16 protein-coding genes are annotated in these 15,906 nt (G+C 72.7%); 10 read left to right on the top strand and 6 right to left on the bottom strand.

What is annotated here, in order from left to right; translation table 11 throughout:
* Positions 1 to 150 precede the first annotated feature (150 nt).
* From ACIBFB_RS02570 to ACIBFB_RS02550, 5 genes are all read left to right on the top strand, one after another.
* Positions 151 to 1,095, top strand: coding sequence for a 4-(cytidine 5'-diphospho)-2-C-methyl-D-erythritol kinase (locus tag ACIBFB_RS02570; RefSeq protein ID WP_397225339.1), 945 nt, complete (start codon positions 151 to 153; stop codon positions 1,093 to 1,095).
* Between the two features lie 82 nt (positions 1,096 to 1,177).
* A complete protein-coding gene (locus ACIBFB_RS02565; RefSeq protein ID WP_397225337.1) occupies positions 1,178 to 1,891 on the top strand; it encodes a thiamine pyrophosphate-dependent enzyme in 714 nt (237 codons plus the stop codon).
* 10 nt (positions 1,892 to 1,901) lie between these two features.
* Complete coding sequence (locus ACIBFB_RS02560; protein WP_397225335.1) at positions 1,902 to 2,801, top strand: transketolase family protein; 900 nt, start codon at positions 1,902 to 1,904, stop codon at positions 2,799 to 2,801.
* Positions 2,802 to 2,926: 125 nt separating this feature from the next.
* A complete protein-coding gene (locus ACIBFB_RS02555; protein WP_397225333.1) occupies positions 2,927 to 3,883 on the top strand; it encodes an SRPBCC domain-containing protein in 957 nt (318 codons plus the stop codon).
* Positions 3,884 to 3,971: 88 nt separating this feature from the next.
* Positions 3,972 to 5,741 carry an ABC-F family ATP-binding cassette domain-containing protein gene (locus ACIBFB_RS02550; protein WP_397225452.1) on the top strand — a complete coding sequence of 590 codons (1,770 nt, stop codon included), beginning with the start codon at positions 3,972 to 3,974 and terminating at the stop codon, positions 5,739 to 5,741.
* Positions 5,742 to 5,796: 55 nt separating this feature from the next.
* Here the strand turns inward: ACIBFB_RS02550 and ACIBFB_RS02545 are convergent, their stop codons facing one another.
* On the bottom strand, positions 5,797 to 6,255 hold the full coding sequence (locus ACIBFB_RS02545; RefSeq protein ID WP_397225331.1) for a carboxymuconolactone decarboxylase family protein: 459 nt from the start codon (positions 6,253 to 6,255) through the stop codon (positions 5,797 to 5,799).
* Positions 6,256 to 6,436: 181 nt separating this feature from the next.
* Here ACIBFB_RS02545 and ACIBFB_RS02540 point away from each other — a divergent pair, with 181 nt between their 5' ends.
* Positions 6,437 to 7,318: a sigma-70 family RNA polymerase sigma factor gene (locus tag ACIBFB_RS02540; RefSeq protein WP_397225329.1), complete on the top strand. Its 882-nt coding sequence runs from the start codon at positions 6,437 to 6,439 to the stop codon at positions 7,316 to 7,318.
* A gap of 41 nt (positions 7,319 to 7,359) precedes the next feature.
* Here ACIBFB_RS02540 and ACIBFB_RS02535 read toward each other — a convergent pair whose 3' ends face one another.
* From ACIBFB_RS02535 to ACIBFB_RS02520, 4 genes are all read right to left on the bottom strand, one after another.
* A complete protein-coding gene (locus ACIBFB_RS02535; protein WP_397225327.1) occupies positions 7,360 to 8,313 on the bottom strand; it encodes a GDSL-type esterase/lipase family protein in 954 nt (317 codons plus the stop codon).
* An 82-nt stretch (positions 8,314 to 8,395) separates the two neighbouring features.
* Positions 8,396 to 8,905 (bottom strand): MarR family winged helix-turn-helix transcriptional regulator, encoded by a 510-nt coding sequence (locus ACIBFB_RS02530; protein WP_397225325.1) that lies wholly within the window; start codon positions 8,903 to 8,905, stop codon positions 8,396 to 8,398.
* A 74-nt stretch (positions 8,906 to 8,979) separates the two neighbouring features.
* Complete coding sequence (locus tag ACIBFB_RS02525; RefSeq protein WP_358561572.1) at positions 8,980 to 9,636, bottom strand: TetR/AcrR family transcriptional regulator; 657 nt, start codon at positions 9,634 to 9,636, stop codon at positions 8,980 to 8,982.
* A gap of 14 nt (positions 9,637 to 9,650) precedes the next feature.
* On the bottom strand, positions 9,651 to 10,610 hold the full coding sequence (locus ACIBFB_RS02520; protein ID WP_397225323.1) for an acyl-CoA desaturase: 960 nt from the start codon (positions 10,608 to 10,610) through the stop codon (positions 9,651 to 9,653).
* 544 nt (positions 10,611 to 11,154) lie between these two features.
* Here ACIBFB_RS02520 and glmU point away from each other — a divergent pair.
* The 4 genes from glmU (at position 11,155) to pth (ending at position 15,266) form a co-directional block, all read left to right on the top strand.
* Positions 11,155 to 12,621, top strand: a complete 1,467-nt coding sequence (gene glmU / locus ACIBFB_RS02515) for a bifunctional UDP-N-acetylglucosamine diphosphorylase/glucosamine-1-phosphate N-acetyltransferase GlmU (protein WP_397225321.1) — start codon at positions 11,155 to 11,157, stop codon at positions 12,619 to 12,621.
* A 17-nt stretch (positions 12,622 to 12,638) separates the two neighbouring features.
* A complete protein-coding gene (locus ACIBFB_RS02510) occupies positions 12,639 to 13,607 on the top strand; it encodes a ribose-phosphate diphosphokinase (RefSeq protein WP_397225319.1) in 969 nt (322 codons plus the stop codon).
* 348 nt (positions 13,608 to 13,955) lie between these two features.
* The gene (locus tag ACIBFB_RS02505; protein WP_397225317.1) at positions 13,956 to 14,555 is read left to right on the top strand and encodes a 50S ribosomal protein L25/general stress protein Ctc; all 600 of its coding nucleotides are present in this window, start codon (positions 13,956 to 13,958) and stop codon (positions 14,553 to 14,555) included.
* 84 nt (positions 14,556 to 14,639) lie between these two features.
* Entirely contained in the window at positions 14,640 to 15,266 is a 627-nt protein-coding gene (gene pth / locus ACIBFB_RS02500; RefSeq protein ID WP_397225315.1) for an aminoacyl-tRNA hydrolase, read from the top strand.
* A 37-nt stretch (positions 15,267 to 15,303) separates the two neighbouring features.
* On the opposite strand, the gene ACIBFB_RS02495 is transcribed toward pth, so the two are convergent.
* A complete protein-coding gene (locus tag ACIBFB_RS02495; RefSeq protein ID WP_397225313.1) occupies positions 15,304 to 15,882 on the bottom strand; it encodes a TetR/AcrR family transcriptional regulator in 579 nt (192 codons plus the stop codon).
* Positions 15,883 to 15,906 lie beyond the last annotated feature (24 nt).

Genomic DNA, 15,906 nt, shown 5'->3' with positions numbered 1-15,906 from the left:
TGACATGACAGTGATGACTGATCCCCGATCGCGGTCCCCGGTTCGCGCCGACGGGTGTGATCCCGTCGGCGACGGGCGCGAAACACACCGGTTCCCCCGGCGGGGCAGGTGTTCACGCAAGGTAGGGGGTTCCTTTACGATTGGGGACTCGTGACCGTTAGTACCACCGTAACCGTGCGGGTCCCCGCGAAGGTGAACCTCCAGTTGGCGGTGGGGCCCAGCCGTGAGGACGGGTTCCACGCCCTCGTCAACGTGTTCCACGCCGTCTCACTGTTCGACGAGGTTACCGTCAAGGAGGCCCCTGCGCGTCAGGAGCCGGAACTCGTGACGCTCACGGCGTCCGGTGGGACGCGCGTCGACCTGGGCGGGGTTCCGCTCGACGCCACGAATCTCGCCGCGCGCGCGGCCGCCCTGCTGGCGGAGGAGACCGGCAAGGGGTCCCCCGTCGAGATCCACCTGGACAAGCGCATCCCGGTGGCCGGGGGGATGGCGGGCGGCAGCGCCGACGCGGCCGCGACCCTCGTCGCCTGCGACCGGTTGTGGGGATGCGGACTGCCCGAAACCGACCTTCTGGATCTGGCCGCGCGCCTGGGCAGCGACGTCCCCTTCCCCCTGCTGGGCCGCACGGCCGTGGGGACGGGGCGGGGCGAGATCCTGGAGCCCCTCGCGGCGCCCGGGCGGTACCGGTGGGTGTTCGCGCTCTCCTCGCGCGGCCTGTCGACGGCCCGCGTGTTCGCCGAGTACGACCGGCTGCGGCCGGACGCGCCCGCGCCGCTGCCCTCGCCCGCGATGGAGGAGGCTCTGGCGGCCGGGGACGCCGCCTCGCTGGGCGCGGCGCTCACCAACGACCTGGAACGGGCGGCGCTGTCGCTGCGCCCGGACCTGGCGGGCGTCCTGGCGGCGGGCAGGGCGGCGGGCGCGCTCGGAGCTCTGGTGTCCGGATCCGGACCGACCTGCGCGTTCCTGGTGGGTGACGAGGACGGCGCCGCGACGCCCGGGGTCGAGGCCGCCGTGGTTCGCGCGCTGGAGGCCGAGGGTGTGGACGCGTGCGTGCCCGCGGGTTCCGGTGACGTCCCCGGAACGACCGTGGTGTGACGCACCTCACTTCCCGATCGGCGGCTCCGGACCGCGCCCCGCCCTTGACTTGAACCATCGTTGAGGTTGAACACTGGGCCGCATGACGACCGCAGCCACGCTCTCGCGCTACGCCGACCTGCCCGTGCTCATCGGCCTCATGGAGGGCGACGAGAAGCACAAGGGCGCCGCCAACTCCACCCTCGACGTCCTGTGGGTGCTGTACGACCGGGTCCTCGCCGTCACCCCCGAGACCGCCGAGGATCCCGCCCGCGACCGCTTCCTGCTGTCCAAGGGACACGGGCCGACCGCCTACTACGCCGTGCTCGCCGCCAAGGGCTTCCTCGACGTACCCACCCTGCGCGGCTGGCGGGCGTTCGACTCGCCGCTCGGCCACCACCCCGACCGCGTGCTCGTCCCCGGCGCGGAGATCGGCAGCGGTTCGCTCGGCCACGGGCTGCCGCTCGCGCTGGGGACGGCGCTCGGGCTCCGTGCGCGCAACGTGCGGCGGGCCGACGGACGGCCGCCCCGGGTGGTGGTGCTCGTCGGCGACGGCGAACTCGACGAGGGCAGCAACCACGAGGCGATCGCCGTGGCCGGCCGGATGCGTCTGGAGTCGCTCACCACGGTGGTGGTCGACAACGCCTCGTCCGCCCACGGATGGCCCGGCGGCATCGGCGCCAGGTTCGAGGCCGAGGGATGGGTGTCCCGCGAGGTCGACGGGCGCGACCACGACGCCATGCACACGGCGCTGACCGCGCCCCACCCGTTCCGGCCGCTGGCCGTCGTCGTCCGGGTCCGCCCCGGAAACCGTTAGGAGCACGGCCATGCGAGAGACCTTCGTCACGACCGTCAACGCCGCCCTCGACGACGACCCGCGCACCGCCCTCGTCCTCGCCGAGATCTCCGCCGGGCACTTCCGGCGGGCCGCCCTCCGGCATCCGGGCCGCGTGATCAACGTCGGCATCCGCGAACAGGCCATGATCGGCGTGGCGGGCGGGCTCGCCCTGGCCGGCATGCGCCCGATCGTGCACAGCTACACGCCCTTCCTCGTCGAGCGGCCGTTCGAGCAGATCAAGCTGGACTTCGGACACCAGGACGCGGGCGCCGTCCTGGTGAGCATCGGCGGGTCCTACGACGCGGCCGTCGAGGGCCGCACCCACCAGGCGCCCGGGGACGTGGCGCTCCTGGACACCCTGCCCGGGTGGACCGTGTACGCGCCGGGGCACCCCGACGAGGTCCGCGAGGCGCTCGCCGCCGCCCTCCCCGGGGACCACCGCGTGTACGTGCGGCTGTCCGCGACGGGCAACCGGACGGCGCGGCCGGTGTCGGACCGGCTGACGGTCGTGCGCAGGGGGTCCGGGCGTTCGGCGGGCGTGGCGGTGGCCGTCGGGCCCATGCTCGACCGCGTCCTGGAGGCCACCGCCGACCTCGACGTCACGGTCGCCTACACCGCCACCGTGCGCCCCTTCGACCGCGCGGGGCTCAGCGCCCTCGTCGCCGCGGCGGGCAACGCCGACGTCCTGGTGGTCGAGCCCTACCTGCGGGGCACGTCCGCCCACGAGGTGGCCGCCGCCCTCGCCGACCGCCGCCACCGCCAACTGGGGCTGGGGGTCGCCCGGGACACGGAGGTGCGCGCCTACGGGACCCCCGCCGACCACGCGCGGGTCCACGGGCTCGACACGGAGGGCATCGCCAGGGCCGCACGGGAGTTCTTCCTCGTCTGAGCCAGGGCCCCGGGCCCTGCGTGGTGGCGCCTAGGGGCCCGCCTTTGCCCGATCGGGCGTTTCGCGCCCACGCCGCCCGGGGGATGCCTCCCACTGGACCACGGCGGGTGAGCGGGGAGGCTGCGATGGACACGCCCGGGGCGGAACTGCGGACCGTGGCGGGGGAGTCGGAGCTCCGGTTCGAACGGCGGCTCGCGCACCCCGTCCCGGAGGTGTGGCGGGCGCTCACCGACCCGATCGAGCTCGAACACTGGTTCCCCGCCATCGTGGAGGCCGACCTCCGGGTGGGCGGGTACGTCCGCTTCACGTTCGCCGACGCCCCCGAGGCCGCCGGAGAGGGCGGCGAGGGCGAGGTCACCGAGTACGAACCGCCGCGCGTGTTCGGCTTCCGCTGGGGCAAGGACGCGCTCAGGTTCGAGCTGGGCCCCGACGGGCCCGGATCCCGGCTCGTGTTCACCCAGGGCATGGGCGGCGGCGTGCTGGGCCGCCTGGCGGCCGCCCGCGACGCGTACGGGTGGGACGTGTGCCTGGCCGCCCTGGAGGCCCGGCTGGCGCGCCGGGACTTCGAGGAGCCCCAGGACTTCCTGGGCCCGGTGGAGCGCTACACGGACGCGTTCGGGCTCGGCGAGGGGGAGGTCGAGTCGGCCGACGAGGGCCTCGTGGTGCGGTTCGCGCGCGACCTGATGTGGCGGTCGCTCGACTCGGTCTGGGAGGTCGCCACCGAGGGAGTCGAACCCCGTGTCGGCGCGGCGCCGCCGCCCCGCCTCGCCAACGGGTACGTCACCACGGGCCTGGTCACCGGCTGCGAGCCGCCCCGGGCGCTGGAGTACGCGTGGCTGTACGAGGGGGAACTAGCGGGGACGGTGCTGTGGGAGTTCGCCCACGAGCCGGAGCTGGGCACACGCGTGGAGCTGACCCAGACCGTGCCCGACGGCCTGTCCGGACTGCTGCCCGTGACGCTGGCCGCCTGGCAGACCCACCTGGAGCTGTTCTTCGCGGCGGTCAACGGCGACGTGCGCTGCCCCTGGCCGGAGGACCGTACCGAGGAGCTGCGGCGGCGCTACGACGAACGCCTGGCCTGACGGCGCCGGACGACGTGGCGCCCGCGGGCGGCACAGCGCTTCCTCCGGCTGAACGCGGTGGTCCCTCCAGGAGGGCATCATGGAGGTGATGAATCTGGTCAATCTTCAGGACGTGTCCCTGGCCTACGGGCCGCTCGTACTCCTCGACAAGGTGTCGCTGGGCGTGGACGAGGGCGAGCGCATCGGCGTCGTCGGCCGCAACGGCGGCGGCAAGTCCACGCTGATCTCGGTGCTCTCCGGCCGCACCGAACCCGACTCAGGGCGGGTCGTGCACAACCGCGGCCTGCGGATCGGCTTCCTCCACCAGCGGGACGACTTCCCCGACACCACCGTCGGCGCCTTCGTCCTGGGCGATCGCGCCGAGCACGAGTGGGCCGGCGACGCCCGCGTCCGCGACATCCTGCGCGGCCTGCTCGGCGGCTGGGACCTGGACACCGACATGTCCGGGCTGTCCGGCGGCGAGCGCCGTCGGTCCGCCCTGGCGCGGCTGCTCGTGGGCGACCACGACCTGATCGTCCTCGACGAGCCCACCAACCACCTGGACATCGAGGGCATCGCCTGGCTCGCCCAGCACCTGAACGGCCGTCCCGAGTCGCTCGTGGTCGTCACCCACGACCGCTGGTTCCTCGACGCCGTCACCACCCGCACGTGGGAGGTCGGGCGCGGCGCGGTCGAGCGGTACGAGGGCGGGTACGCCGCCTACGTCCTGGCCAAGGCCGAACGCGAGCGCATGGCCGCGGCGGCCGAGGAGCGCCGCCAGAACCTCATGCGCAAGGAGCTGGCCTGGCTGCGCCGGGGCGCGCCCGCGCGCACCTCCAAGCCCAAGTTCCGCATCGAGGCCGCCAACCAGCTCATCGCCGACGTCCCGCCGGTCAGGGACACGGTCGAGCTCGTCCGCTTCGCCAGCTCGCGCCTGGGCAAGACCGTCGTGGACCTCAAGGACGTGACGGCCGCCGTGCCGGACCGCGTCCTCCTGGACCGCCTGACCTGGCAGCTCGGCCCCGGCGACCGGGTCGGCCTGGTCGGCGTCAACGGCGCTGGCAAGTCCACCCTGCTCCGGATCCTGGGCGGCGAGCGCGCGCCCGACTCCGGATCGGTGCGCACCGGCAAGACCGTCCGGCTCGCCCACCTGTCCCAGAACATCGCCGAGCTCGACCCCGACGCGCGCCCGCTCCAGGCCGTCATGGACGTGCGCGAACACGTCACCATCGGCAAGCGCGACTACACCGCCAGCCAGATGCTGGAGCGCTTCGGGTTCCGCGGCGAACGCCAGTGGACCCCGATCGGCGACCTGTCCGGCGGTGAGCGCCGCCGCCTCCAGCTGCTGCGCCTGCTCATGGACGAGCCCAACGTGCTCCTGCTGGACGAGCCCACCAACGACCTGGACATCGAGACCCTCACCGAGCTGGAGGACCTCCTCGACGGCTGGCCCGGGTCCCTGGTGCTGGTCAGCCACGACCGGTACTTCCTGGAGCGGATCACCGACCGCGTGCTCGCCCTCATGGGCGACGGCACCCTGGCCTTCCTGCCCGGCGGCGTCGACGAGTACCTGGAGCGCCGCGCCGCCACGGCGGAGCCGCCCCCGGTCCCGGCCGGATCCTCCGGGGCCGCCGCCCCCAGGGAGGAGCCCGCGGTCTCCCCGGCCGAGCGGCGCGCCGCCCAGAAGGAGATGCAGCGGGTCGAGCGGCGGATGGACCGCATCGCCGCGCGCGAGGCCGAACTGCACGAGCTCATGGCCGCCGCCGCGGAGGACTACACCCGGCTGGCCGAGCTGGACGCCGAGGCCAAGGCCCTGGCGGCCGAGCGCGACGAGCTGGAGGAGGCCTGGCTCGCCCAGGCCGAACTGGTCGGGGACTAGCGGCACGCACGACGGCGGCCCGGTGGACCGGGCCGCCGTCGTGTCCGGCCGCCCGCTACCAGGTGGTGCCCGCGGGCTCCTGGACGGTGACGTTGATGCGGTTGAACATGTTGGTCAGGCCGATCACGAGGATGAGCGCGGACAGCTCCCGCTCGTCGAAGTGGTCGGCGACGTCGTTCCAGACGTCGTCGGGCACCCGGTCACGGCTCTGGTCGGCGATGCGGGTGGCGTACTCCGACAGGGCCAGCGCCGCCCGCTCGGCCTCGGTGTAGAACGGCGCCTCGCGCCAGGCCACCGCCGACGCGATCCGCTCCTCGGACTCACCGGCCCCGCGCAGGCTCGCGACGTGCCCGTGGACGCAGGCGGCGCACCCGTTGATCTGGCTGACCCTCAGCGCCACGAGCTCCTGGAGCGCGTGGTCGAGGCCGCCCTCCCCGATGGCCTTCACCAGGGTCCCGATCCCCTTCATCGCGGTGGGCAGGACGTAGGCGGGGTTCTTCATGCGTGCGGTCATGGTGGTTCTCCTCGTCTCGGGGGCCGTCGTCGGCGGCCCCGTCCCGTTCGCTCCGACACCCCCCTGACGGTCCGGGTCGGGCGAACGTGACCGCCGCCGGAGAACTTTCCCGGGCCCGCGCCGTCACGTTCGCCGACGCGCGCGCGTCAGTGCGGTGACGCACCCGAGAAAGGACACGACCGTGACCGAACACGAACTCCTGGCACGCCGCTTCGAGGAGCACCGGGGACACCTGAGGGCGGTGGCGTACCGGATGCTCGGCTCGCTGAGCGAGGCCGACGACGCCGTCCAGGAGGCCTGGCTGCGACTCGCCCGCTCGGAGGCCGGGGACATCGACAACCTGGGCGGATGGCTGACGACCGTGGTCAGCCGCGTCTGCCTGGACCTGCTCCGCTCCCGGACCGCGCGGCGGGAGACCGGGTGGGAGGAGCACCTGCCCGACCCGGTGGTGTGCCGTGTGGACGGGGCGGACCCGGAACAGCGGGCGCTGACCGCCGACGCGGTCGGGATCGCCCTCCTCGTGGTGCTGGAGTCCCTCACCCCCGCCGAGCGGCTCGCGTTCGTCCTGCACGACATGTTCGGCGTGCCGTTCGACGAGATCGCCCCGATCGTGGACCGGACCCCCGACGCGGCCAGGAAGCTCGCGAGCCGTGCCCGACAGCGGGTCCGGGGCGCGGCGCCGGTCCCCGACCCGGAACCGGTGCGCCAGCGCCGGGTCGTCGACGCCTTCCTGACCGCCGCTCGCGACGGTGACTTCGAGGGGCTGCTGGCCGTCCTCGACCCCGACGTCGTCCTCCGGGCGGACTCCGGAGCGGGCGCGCCGCTGTCGGTCCGGGGCGCCCGGACGGTGGCCGGACGGGCCTCCGCCTTCCGGCGCCACACCACCGGCCTCACCGCGTGGCCCGCCCTGGTGAACGGGACCGCCGGGGTGGTCAGCACGGTCGGCGGCGCACCGGTGTCGGTCATGGGCTTCACCGTCGTCGACGGCCGGATCACCGGGATCGACGTCATCTCCGACCCGGAGCGGCTCGCCCGGCTCGACCTGGCGGGCTTCGGGGACTGAGCGGCGCTCAGAGGGCGGGGCGGCGCCGCCCCGCCCCTCGGTCAGCCGACCAGTTCCTCGAAGGCGGCGGCGATCTCCTGGGCCCCCGCCCGGTTGGTGTGGATGTCCGGCCCGCGGTCGACGTCGCACATCCAGGTCAGGTCGCAGATCCGCTGCACGTTGGTCGGCATGCCGGTCGTGCTGTCGGCCGGGACGCCGAAGTCCGCGGAGGCGAAGACCCCCTCGACGTCGGCGACCTCGATGTCGGCGCCGGAGTAGGAGTCGCGCAGGGACGCGTTCATCCGCTCCAGGACGCCGGCGGCGTACCCGACCAGGTCGTCCTCCGGTGCGGCCGCGTCGCCGCCGGCCTCCCCGCCGGCACCCGCCTCCTCGGGGGACGCAGACGCCTCGGCGTCCTCGTCGTCCTCCAGCAGCAGGGCGGCGAGGAACGGGTTGTAGTAGGTCATCGCGATGATCGGGGTGTCCGGTCCCGCCGCCGCGCGCAGACGGTTGGCGATCTCGGGCACCTCCGTCCCGATCCGCTCCAGCCCGTCGTCCACGCACGCCGTGTCGACGGCGGGCCCGTCCGGGTTCTCCAGGTCGCTCACGCAGCCGGTGAAGTTGTTGCCCCCGATGGTGACGGTGACCAGTGCGACGTCCCCCCGGTTCTCGACGAGGAACTCCTCCGCCGCCTCCAGCTGGGACCGGCCCCCGTACCGCTGGTCGCAGCGGGGCAGGCCGCCCTCGACGAACGTCGTGGTGTCCTCGCCGCCGCAGCCCATCCGCTCGTGGCCGAGCGTCGAGTCCGCGTCGTACAGCCGCCGGTACAGCACGTCGGTGTAGCCGTCGGCGGTCTCCCCGGGAACCCCGTTCTCGTCGGGCTGCACCCCCACGGTCAGGGAGTCGCCCAAGGACAGGTAGTGACGCTGCTCGACACCCGCGCCCTCGTCCCCGCCGCCGCAGCCCGTGGCGACCACGGCCGCGGCGGCCGTGGCCGCGATCCAGCGGAATCTCACTGTGCTCTCTCCAACCCATGCCTGGAATGTGGTCCGCGCCCAGACAGCGGTCTCCCGGTGAGAGACGGATACCGCCCGGTAACTAGCCTTGCGGACCGGAGGGCTCCCTGTCGAGGGGAGCGAGCAGGCTTCTCAGTAACGATGCGAGTCGGGCGCGGTCCTCGTCGGGCATCGGGGCCAGGAGCGACTCCTCGTACCGGACGAGGGAGGCGAGGGCCGCGTCGATGCGCTCGGTGCCCTTCTCCGTGAGCCGGACCAGGACGCCGCGCTTGTCGGCGGGGTCGGGTCTGCGCCGCACCAGGCCCGCCGCGGCGAGCCGGTCGACCCGGTTGGTCATGGTCCCCGAGGTCACGAGGGTGGCGCGCAGCAGGCGGCCGGGGCTGAGCTCGTAGGGCGGACCGGAGCGGCGGAGTTCGGCGAGGACGTCGAACTCCCAGGTCTCCAGGGAGTGTTCGGTGAAGACGGTGCGCCGGGCACGGTCCAGGTGGCGTGCGAGCCGGGAGACCCGGCTGAACACCTCCAGCGGCGTCACGTCCACGTCCGGGCGTTCGGCTCGCCACGCCTCGATCAGCCCATCCACCTCATCGCGCATGGGACCAGCATATCTCTTGACATCAAGATAGTGGGGCCGGTAAGGCGTTCACCGGCCCCACACGTCTTGTCAGGTCAGCCCGACCGGCGTCCGCGCGTGTTCAGCCCGGGCTTGGCCTCCAGCCGGGCGAGCCCGTTCCAGGCCAGGTTGACCAGGTGCGCCGCGACCACCTCGCGCTTGGGCTTGCGCACCTCCAGCCACCACTGGCCGGTCAGCGCCCACATGCCCACCAGCGCCTGCGCGTACATGGGCGCGAGCGCCGGGTCGTATCCGCGTTCGGCGAACTCGTCGACCATGATGTGCTCGACCTGGCTGGCGATGTCGTTGATCAGGCTGGCGAAACTGCCCGTGCCGGAGGCCACGTGCGAGTCCCGGGTCAGCACCCGGAAGCCCACGGTGTTCTCCTCCACGTAGCGCAGCAGCGCCAGCGCCGCCCGCTCGATCTTGTCGCGCGCGTGGTCGGCGGTGAGGGCCTCGCCCATCATGTCCAGGAGGGTGCGCATCTCCCGGTCGACGACGACCGCGTAGATGCCCTCCTTGCCGCCGAAGTGCTCGTAGACCACGGGCTTGGACACACCGGCCCGCGCGGCGATCTCCTCGACGGAGGTCGCGTCGAACCCCCGCTCGGCGAACAGCTCCCGGCCGATCTCCACGAGCTGTTGCCGACGCTCCTTGCCCGTCATGCGCTTGCGGCGCACGCGGGTCCCCTGCTGGCTGTCGGCTGCTCCCATGATGGCTACTGATCCTAGAGGCTGACCCGCTTGGCGGCGAGCCGTTCCGCGTTCGGCCAGCGCACCTTGGTCGCCCAGCCGAACCGCTCGAAGATCCAGATGATCCGGGCGGAGATGTCGATCTGCCCCTTGAGGACGCCGTGGCGGGCGCACGTGGGGTCGGCGTGGTGCAGGTTGTGCCAGGACTCGCCGAAGGACGGGATGGCCAGCCACCACACGTTGCGGGAACGGTCGCGGACCTCGAAGTTCTCCTCGCCGATGGTGTGGCAGATGGAGTTGATCGACCAGGTGACGTGGTGCAGCAGGGCGACGCGCACCAGGCTCGCCCAGAAGAACGCGGTGACCGCGCCCCACCAGGACAGGGTGACCAGACCGCCGATGACGGCCGGGGCGGCCAGCGAGACGACGACGATCGGGACGAAGAGCCTGTCGACGAGGACGACGTCCTTGTCCTTGAGCAGGTCGGGGGTGAAGCGGCGGGGCGAGGTCTTCTTCTCGTCCAGGTACATCCACGCCATGTGCGCGTAGTACAGGCCCTTGGCCACGGACTTCCAGTCGTCGCCGAAGCGCCACGGGGAGTGCGGGTCGCCCTCGGCGTCCGCGTACTTGTGGTGGCGGCGGTGGTCGGCCACCCACTTGATCACGCTGCCCTCGATGGCGAGGCTGCCCGCGACCGCCAGCGCGATCCGCAGCGGGCGGTTGGCCCGGAACGAGCCGTGCGTGAAGTGGCGGTGGAAGCCGACCGTGATCCCCAGCCCGCTGATCAGGTAGAAGACCGCGGCGATGGCGACGTCGACGAGCGTGAGGCCCCAGCCCCAGAAGAACGGCACCGCGGCCAGCAGGGCGATCAGCGGGATGAACACGAAGGCGAACACGGTGTAGCGCTCGGCCTTGCCGCGCGGCTCCGGTTCGATCTCCGGGATCGCCTCGCGTTTGGCGGTCGCGCTGATGGGCGCCTCGGGGGCTGCGGTCATGTCTCCACACCTCGTCACGGGAGCGTTGTCGAGGTCAGGACGGCGTCCGCAGCGCGCGGGGCACCCGTGTCGACGGCCCAACCTATTCCTACGTAACCGTAACCTACGACCCCGTAGGTTTGGCAAGCCCCCCGAGAATGGCGCTATGTTGGTGCCGAGCGTCTGGGTGCGCAGCGATCACGCCCAGTGCGTTCCCGGATGATGTAATCGGCAGCATGTGGGGTTTTGGTCCCCATCGTCCAGGTTCGAGCCCTGGTCCGGGAGCAGTCGATCCCCGTGACGTCACCGCGGGTGCGCCCGCGGCCCCGAACGCGCGACGCGGCGCTTCTCACACCGCGCCCCCGACCGCCCGACGCCGACGGCGTGCCCGCGCCCGTCGCGCGGCCCGCCCTGCCACACCCCCGCGAAGCGGCGGTGACGCGCATGTATCCTTCCCATGTCGGCCGCTGGATCATCCGACGGCCGCCCGTGCGGCACGCGGGCCGGGCCGCCGAGGGGTGAGCCGACAGTTCAACCGCCAGCTATGCACGAGGGGTCTCCTCCAGTGAGCGTGAACCGCCCGGCTGCCGTCATCGTCCTCGCGGCGGGCGAGGGCACCCGAATGAAGTCCAAGCTTCCCAAGGTTCTGCACGAGATCAACGGCCGCAGCATGCTCGGACACGTGCTCGCCGCCGCCCGCGACCTCACCCCCGAGCACACCGTGGTCGTCGTCGGCCACGCCCGTGAGCGGGTCGCCGAACACCTGGGAGAGGCCGCCCCGGAGGCGACCACCGCCGTCCAGGAGAAGCAGAACGGCACCGGTCACGCGGTCCGGATGGCGATCGAGGACCTCGCGGGCAGAGGCGTCACCCTCACCGGGACGGTCGTCCTGACCTGCGGGGACACCCCGCTGCTGCGCGGACAGACGCTGGCCGAGCTCGTCGCCGCGCACGAGAAGGAGGGCAACGCCGTCACCGCCCTCTCGGCGCGCGTCCCCGACCCCACGGGGTACGGGCGCATCGTCCGCGACGCCGACGGCGCGTTCACCGGCATCGTCGAGCACGCCGACGCCACCCCCGACCAGCGCGCGATCGACGAGATCAACTCCGGCATGTACGCCTTCGACGGCGCGCTGCTGTCCGCGGTCGTCCAGCACCTGTCGACCGACAACGCCAAGGGCGAGGAGTACATCACCGACGCCGTCGCCCTCCTGCGCGGGGACGGGCACCGGGTCGGCGCCTGGACCGCCGAGGACTGGCACGAGGTCCAGGGCGTCAACGACCGCGTCCAGCTCTCCGAGGCGCGCCGCATCCTCAACCGGCGTCTCGTCGACGAGCACATGCGCTCCGGCGTGACGGTCGTCGACCCCGCCAGCACCTGGCTCGACGTCCAGGTCCGGATCGGCCGCGACGCGGTGCTGGAGCCGAACACCCGGCTGCTGGGCGCCACCGTGGTCGGCGAGGACGCCGTCGTCGGCCCGGGGGCCACCCTGCGGGACACGGTCGTCGGCGAGGGAGCGCACGTCCGCGAGACCACCGCGGACCGGGCCGAGATCGGCTCCGGGGCCAACGTCGGCCCCTACACCTACCTCCGGCCGGGCACCCGCCTGGCCGAGCGGACCAAGATCGGCGCCTTCGTCGAGGTGAAGAACTCGACCGTCGGCGCCGGGTCCAAGGTCCCGCACCTGACCTACGTCGGGGACGCCGACATCGGCGAGAGCAGCAACATCGGCTGCTCCACGGTGTTCGTCAACTACGACGGGGTCAACAAGTCCCGGAGCACCATCGGCGACCACGTGCGCATCGGCAGCGACAACACCATCGTCGCGCCCGTGACCGTGGGCGACGGGGCCTACTCCGGGGCCGGGGCCGTGGTCCGGGACGATGTTCCGCCCGGCGCCCTGGCGGTCTCCGAGGGACACCGTCAGCGCAACGTCGAGGGGTGGACCCAGCGCAAGCGCCCGGGCACCGCCTCCGCCGAGGCCGCGGAGCGGGCCGAGCGGCGCAGAGCAGTCAATTCCGACAAGCAGTAACCGTGGGGGAGAAGTACGTGAGCGGGATGAAGGCCACCGGGCAGAAACAGTTGATGCTCTTCTCGGGGCGCACCCACCCCGAACTGGCCCAGGAGGTGGCGAAGGAGCTGGGGATCGACGTGGTCCCCACCCGGTTCGACACCTTCGCCAACAGTGAGATCTTCGTCCGCTACCTCGAGTCCGTCCGCGGCTGCGACGCGTTCGTCCTGCAGTGCCACTCGGCTCCGGTCAACGAGTCCATCATGGAGCAGCTGATCATGGTGGACGCGCTCAAGCGCGCGTCCGCCAAGCGGATCACCGTGGTGACGCCGTTCCTCGGGTACGCCCGCCAGGACAAGAAGCACCGGGGCCGCGAACCCATCTCCGCGCGCCTGATGACGGACCTGTTCCGTACCGCGGGCGCCAACCGGATGATGGCGGTCGACCTGCACACGGACCAGATCCAGGGGTTCTTCGACGGACCGGTGGACCACCTGTTCGCCCTGCCGATCCTGGCCGACTACGTGGCCGACCGGGTCGAGCACTCCGAGATCACCGTGGTCTCCCCGGACGCGGGCCGCGTGCGCACCGCCGACCGCTGGGCCGACCGCCTCGGCGCGCCGCTGGCGATCATCCACAAGCGCAGGGACCCGGACGTCGCCAACCAGGTGCGCGTGCACGAGGTCGTCGGCCAGGTCGCGGGCCGCACGTGCGTGCTGGTCGACGACATGATCGACACCGGCGGCACGATCGTGAAGGCCTCCGAGGCCCTGTTCGAGAACGGCGCCGAGAAGGTCATCGTGGCGGCCACGCACGGCGTGCTGTCCGGTCCGGCGGCCGAGCGCCTCCAGAACTCGCGGATCTCCGAGGTCATCATCACCAACTCGCTGCCGGTGCCGGAGGAGCGCTCCTTCGACAAGCTCACGCAGCTGTCGATCGCTCCGCTGATCGCCCGCGCGATCAGCGAGGTGTTCACCGACGGCTCGGTGACCAGCCTCTTCGAGTAGCGGCGGGGCTCCTCGCGCACCCGGCCGCGCCGCTGGCGGGCGCCCCGTGAATGGGGGGTGTCCGCCAGCGGGCCGTGTACGGAGTCGTCGGTGAAGCCAGTAGACTTGGCCGAGTGTCCCCGTGCCCAGCGGAGCCCCTTCGGCTGCGCAGGACAGCGCGGGCAGGGGTGCGCGACGAGTGTTCCCGGGCCGGGCGGGTCCGGTGGCGGCTCGCCGGGCACGCCTGGAACCACGGCGGCCGTGTCCCCACGTGGGTGACCCCGCCGCTTTCCCCGCCCAGTGCGGGAATCGTCGTACTACTGGAGTCGTGTTCCCCGTGCTGCGGGGTTGAACCCGAGGAGTTTTGTCGTGTCCGAGGTACGAATCGCTGCCGAGCCCCGCACGGAATTCGGCAAGGGCGCCGCTCGGCGCGCCCGCCGCGCGGGTAAGGTGCCGGCCGTCCTCTACGGCCACGGCACCGAGCCCCGCCACCTCAACCTGCCGGGCCACGAGCTCATGCTCGCCCTGAAGACCCCGAACGTCCTCATCCGTCTGGACGGCCTCGACAAGGACAACCTCGCCCTGCCCAAGAGCGTGCAGCGCGACGCCATCAAGGGCTTCCTGGAGCACATCGACCTGCTGGTCGTCTCCAAGGGCGAGAAGGTCCAGGTCGACATCCACGTCGAGCTGACCGGCGAGGTCAAGGCCCCGGGCGTGCTCAACCAGGAGCTCGTCGAGGTGACGGTCGAGGCCGAGGCCACCCACATCCCCGAGGGCGTGGCCTTCGACGTGGAGGGCCTGGAGATCGGCGCCACGCCGACCGCCGGTGACCTGAAGCTGCCCGCGGGCACCACGCTGGTCACGGACCCCGAGGCGATCCTGCTCACCGTCTCCGCTCCGCGGGTCGAGGAGGAGGCGCCCGCCGCCGAGGCCGCCGAGGAAGGCGCCGAGGCGCCCGCCGCCGAGTAGGGCGTTCCCCCGCACAGACATCGCACCGAACGCGCGGTTCCCGTCGGGGGCCGCGCGTTCGGCGTGCGTATAGGGTCGTGCACCATGGTGGACCTGTGGCGCATGCTGGGAATCAGGAAGAACGAGGACATGGCTGAGGCTGAGCGCTGGCTGGTCGTCGGGCTGGGCAACCCCGGCCCCAAGTACGCCGCGAACCGGCACAACGCCGGGTTCATGGTGGTGGACGCGCTGGCGTCCGCCGGCGACGAGCGCTGGAAGGCGCACAAGGCGCACGCCGAGGTCGTGGAGACCCGGATCGAGGGCGCCTCGGTGGTGCTGGCCAAGCCGCGGTCCTTCATGAACGTGTCCGGCGGTCCCGTCGCGGGGCTGGCGAAGTTCTACAAGGTGCCGGTCGAGCGCGTCGTCGTGGTCCACGACGAGCTGGACATCGACTTCTCCGCGCTCAAGCTCAAGCGCGGTGGCGGCTCCGGCGGCCACAACGGCCTGAAGTCGGTCACCGCCTCCCTGTCCAGCCCCGACTACGTGCGGGTCCGCTTCGGCGTGGGCCGACCGCCCGGCCGGATGGACGCCGCCGCCTACGTGCTGCGCGACTTCTCCTCCACCGAGCGCGGGGAACTCGACCTCAACGTCGAGCGGGCCGCCGACGCCGTCCGCACGATCATCAAGGACGGCCTGGAGCGGGCCCAGAACATCTTCCACACCGCCGTCTAGCCAGCCCCGGCGGACGCCTCCGGCCCCGTCTCCCCGGTCACCCGGCCAACAGCCGCCACGTGGCCGCGGCGACCGCCTCGGGGCCGCGGTCGGCCGCCGGTCCCGCGCCGGCGTCCGGCTCGCGGACCGCCTCCGCGATCACCCCGACCAGCGCGCCCGCCAGGTAGGCGGCGTGCACGCGCACGGGGACGCCGCCGGAGCCCGGCGGACGCGCCCCCTGTCCGAACCGGGCGGCGAGCACCTCGGTCAACCGGTCGCGGAGCAGGTGCGAGAAGCGGGCGCTGCCCTGGTCGGAGAGCATCCCCCGGTAGAGCACGGCGTCCTCCGCCACCCGTGCGAACAGGTCCACCAGGGGCTCGGGCGGCCGGTCGCCCGGCACGTCCAGGGGGCACAGCTCGGCGCACCGCGCGACGTGGGCCACGGCGTCCTCCATGGTGTCGGCCACGAGCGCGTCCAGGTCGGGGTAGTGCTGGTACACGGTCGCCCGGTTGACCCCGGCGTGCCGGGCGACGGCCGCGACGGTGAGCGAACCCAGGCGGTGGCCGGTGGCCAGGGACCGCAGGGCGGCACGCAGGCGGTCGCGGGTGCGTTGGACGCGGGGATCGTCGGGGTTCATGGCGCCAGTCTACGGGAGCTAAAC

This window comes from Nocardiopsis sp. NPDC050513, assembly GCF_044457925.1.
Taxonomy (GTDB): Bacteria; Actinomycetota; Actinomycetes; order Streptosporangiales; family Streptosporangiaceae; genus Nocardiopsis.
This window is presented reverse-complemented; position numbering and strand designations above follow the sequence as displayed.

Excerpts from the sequence above, each read along its gene's own strand:
- ACIBFB_RS02495 (WP_397225313.1), bottom strand. The coding sequence starts at position 15,882 with ATGAACCCCGACGATCCCCGCGTCCAACGCACCCGCGACCGCCTGCGT.
- ACIBFB_RS02530 (WP_397225325.1), bottom strand. The coding sequence starts at position 8,905 with ATGCGCGATGAGGTGGATGGGCTGATCGAGGCGTGGCGAGCCGAACGC.
- ACIBFB_RS02520 (WP_397225323.1), bottom strand. The coding sequence starts at position 10,610 with ATGACCGCAGCCCCCGAGGCGCCCATCAGCGCGACCGCCAAACGCGAG.
- pth (WP_397225315.1), top strand. The coding sequence starts at position 14,640 with ATGGTGGACCTGTGGCGCATGCTGGGAATCAGGAAGAACGAGGACATG.
- ACIBFB_RS02550 (WP_397225452.1), top strand. The coding sequence starts at position 3,972 with ATGAATCTGGTCAATCTTCAGGACGTGTCCCTGGCCTACGGGCCGCTC.
- ACIBFB_RS02525 (WP_358561572.1), bottom strand. The coding sequence starts at position 9,636 with ATGGGAGCAGCCGACAGCCAGCAGGGGACCCGCGTGCGCCGCAAGCGC.
- ACIBFB_RS02565 (WP_397225337.1), top strand. The coding sequence starts at position 1,178 with ATGACGACCGCAGCCACGCTCTCGCGCTACGCCGACCTGCCCGTGCTC.
- ACIBFB_RS02555 (WP_397225333.1), top strand. The coding sequence starts at position 2,927 with ATGGACACGCCCGGGGCGGAACTGCGGACCGTGGCGGGGGAGTCGGAG.
- ACIBFB_RS02560 (WP_397225335.1), top strand. The coding sequence starts at position 1,902 with ATGCGAGAGACCTTCGTCACGACCGTCAACGCCGCCCTCGACGACGAC.
- ACIBFB_RS02545 (WP_397225331.1), bottom strand. The coding sequence starts at position 6,255 with ATGACCGCACGCATGAAGAACCCCGCCTACGTCCTGCCCACCGCGATG.